Annotated in this window: 3 protein-coding genes; 2 read left to right on the top strand and 1 reads right to left on the bottom strand. The window is 50.2% G+C overall.

The features are described 5' to 3' along the window. Both IEY39_RS29580 and IEY39_RS29575 read left to right on the top strand, forming a co-directional pair. The coding region (locus IEY39_RS29580; RefSeq protein ID WP_188938385.1) for an RHS repeat-associated core domain-containing protein at nucleotides 1-2,555 on the top strand (2,555 nt) is incomplete at its 5' end. 4 nt (nucleotides 2,556-2,559) lie between these two features. After that, the gene (locus tag IEY39_RS29575) at nucleotides 2,560-2,805 is read left to right on the top strand and encodes a hypothetical protein (protein WP_188938384.1); all 246 of its coding nucleotides are present in this window, start codon (nucleotides 2,560-2,562) and stop codon (nucleotides 2,803-2,805) included. A gap of 196 nt (nucleotides 2,806-3,001) precedes the next feature. Here the strand turns inward: IEY39_RS29575 and IEY39_RS30035 are convergent. Next, the coding region (locus IEY39_RS30035) for a hypothetical protein (RefSeq protein WP_229689155.1) at nucleotides 3,002-3,256 on the bottom strand (255 nt) is incomplete at its 5' end.

The raw sequence follows: 3,256 nt of genomic DNA, 5'->3' as shown, positions 1-3,256 counted from the left end.
TGACGGGGATCAATAGGAAATATGTAGGGGATTCGGCCAACCATTATTTTGGGATGGAATTGGCCTATGATAAGAGCACTTCAATTGCCGGGACGACGAGCTACCTGTATCCGGCCTACAACGGCAATATTGCGGGGACGGTGTGGAAGAGCGCGGGGGATACCGTGAAGAGAAAATACGACTTCACCTACGACAATGTGAACCGGCTGGTGGGAGCCGCCTTTGTGCAGAATACCAGTGGCACGACCTGGGACAATGGCTATATCGACTTCTCGGTGAGCGGGCTGAGTTATGACGCCAATGGCAATATCCTGTCGATGAACCAGCGAGGGTTCAAGGTCGGGGGCTCGGTGACGATCGACTCGCTCACCTACTCGTACCAGAACAACAGCAACAAACTGTCGCAGGTGGCAGATGCGGCCAATGATTCGTTGTCGAAGCTGGGGGATTTTCACTATAAGGGGACCAGGGGGGCCTACGACTATACCTACGACGGGAATGGTAATCTCTCCCTGGACAATAACAAGGCGATAGATGCGATCAGTTACAATTACCTGAACCTGCCGAAGCTGGTGCATATGAATGGCAAAGGCAATATCCAGTACGTGTATGACGCGACGGGGACGAAGCTGGCGAAGCTGACGAGTGATAGTACGGTGCTCCATTCCACCCGGACGCTGTATGTCGGGGGCTTTGTCTATCAGCAGACCGATACGATTACGAAGGCGGGCGTGGGCGTGGATACGTTGCAGTTCATGGCCCACGAAGAGGGCCGGGCGCGCTGGACCTTCCACAAGTATTTGAACGGCACCACGGCCTATGGGTGGGAATACGACTTCTTCGAAAAGGATCACCTCGGTAATACCCGCGTGCTGCTGACGCAGGAAAAGGATACGGCGCAATATCTGGCGACAATGGAGGCGGCGTATCGGAGTACGGAGGCTGCGCTGTTCTACGACCTGACCAATACGGCTTATCCCCGTGCATCAGCTCCTGGCTACCCCGTGGACTACAGCGTCACCAATCCCAATGACAGTGTGGCGCGGGTGAACGGCAGCGGGCAGAAGGTGGGGCCTGGCATCATCCTGAAGGTGATGAGCGGCGACAAGGTGGATGTGTCGGTGCAGTATTATTACAACAGCACGGGGACGGGTGGTGGCAACCTGTCGTCGAGCGACCTGCTGAATGTCCTGGCCTCGGGCCTAGTGTCGGTGTCGGGTGGGCTGCACGGGTCGTTCACCGACCTGACGGGCGGGTCGAGTCCCCTGCCGGGAGCGATCACGAGTTTCGTGACCAGCAACAACCCCCAGCAGGGTGCCAGCAAGCCCCAGGCCTTCCTGAACTGGATACTGCTCGACGACCAGTTCAAGATCGTGAGCACCTATCCGCAGAGCGGGGCGGTGGCAGTGGGGAGCGCCGGGACGACGGGCGGAGGGACACTGCAGTCGCCGCTGGGATATACGGGAATTCCGGTGACAAAGAGCGGATATTTGTATATTTATGTGAGTAATGCCACCCCCGGGTGGGACGTGTTCTTTGATAATCTGAGTGTGCGGCAGTATAGCGGGCCGATGCTGGAGGAGAATCATTATTATCCCTTCGGGTTGACCATGGCGGGGATCAGTGATAAGGCACTGAAGTCGAATTACGCTGAAAATAAGCGTCGATTCATTGGTCAGTTATATGATGACGATCTGGATTGGGATACCTACCAAATGAGATATCGAACAATGGATCCTCAATTAGGAAGATTCTGGCAAATTGACCCGTTGGCGACTAAGTATGTGCACAATAGCACCTATGCGTATGCTGAAAATAGGCCTACCATTGGGATTGATCTAGAAGGCACGGAATTGGTGCCTATGATCTTAGGCATTATTACCGGCAATGGTCCACTGGCGACTGCAGGAGCACTTGGAACGATTTCCGAAGGCCAAGGGGCAATGCAATCAAATTATAGACTTGCAAATGGGACGTCCGGTCAAGCCGATAGCCATCTGCCTACGGGAATTCAAAATGTTGTAAGTACAGCTAATCAGGCAAGTGATGCTACAGCCGTTGCACAACCTGCTGTTGATATACTGCAGACTACAAGTACTGCCGCATCGTTCATTCCGGTCGGTGAAGCCGGGCTTCCTGCCATAGAAGGCCTGCCAATTCTAGGATTCAGCGCTCCTGCCGAAGGTTCACAACAGGAAGCAACCACCCTTTGGCGAGGCGTGAACGAAAATCATCCAGGATACGAGGATGCATTACAAGGCAAGGTTTCACCAAGGGGCGGCTCGGCTACTCCGGCTGAACATAATGCTGGCAATACGCGAAGCCCATATACATCTTGGACTACTAACCGGGATGTTGCTGAAAATTACGCTTTAAGACCTAGTGGTGAAGGTGTTGTTCTACAAACAACAGTTTCAAAAAGTTCTACAGTTGCTAGTCCAAGCGCGAAATCGGTGAATTTAAAGCAATCTCCGGGCACTGTTGTTAACGAAGGCGAAGTCCTTTTACAAGGATTGATAGATAATCTTATAATTAAGAACGTAAAACCAAAATGATATTATGCAACAATTTCCTGTATTACGAGAGAACCAGGTTGTTTTAATGAGAGCGGAGTTTAATACAGGTCATATATTGGATGAAAACCTCAATCTGGCATTACATGATGGTCAAATTGTCTATACGATTTTTGACAGTATAGATACTGCTCTTGCAGCTGCGGAAAATATTGTAAAGAATGGGACGATTGAGTGCGTCATCTATACTAAAGATCGAGAATTAGTTAAGTATGTAACACCAAAAAACTGATAGTTGAACAAAACGTTTTAGGTAGTGGTTCAAATTAGCAGGTTTTCCCAAATTTCGGGCTCTGTAAGCCTTGCGCGAGGCTTGTTTGGGAGTTCACCATCTTTTTGGTACCTGAAATCCGGTGAGTTCGTCCAGGTAGTGTATCAAAATATCTGGCCGTCAGAATATTTCTTAAAAGCCGCTACCACAAAGGCGCTTAGCCTGTGCCTTGCACCCCAAAGAAATCAAAAAACAAACAAACTTGACCAAAAGGAAGGTTACTTCCGGCCTTTTTTCGTTCTCGTGTATCAGAAAATCTGGTTGAATGAAATGCAAGTTTTGTGACTATTCCTGTCAAAAGGCCGGAAGGCAGAAAAATGGCACGCAAAAGCTCTATTGTACGGGGTGTAATAAATACCAGCAATCTGTCTACCGGAGCAACGCCTGCCTTAAAGAAACGAAACAGTTGATT

This window comes from Puia dinghuensis (genome assembly GCF_014642875.1).
In the GTDB taxonomy this organism is placed as follows: Bacteria; Bacteroidota; Bacteroidia; order Chitinophagales; family Chitinophagaceae; genus Puia; species Puia dinghuensis.
Note: the sequence above shows the minus strand (reverse complement) of the source record. Positions and strands in the feature narration are given on the sequence as shown.

Excerpts from the sequence above, each read along its gene's own strand:
- IEY39_RS29575 (WP_188938384.1), top strand. The coding sequence starts at position 2,560 with ATGCAACAATTTCCTGTATTACGAGAGAACCAGGTTGTTTTAATGAGA.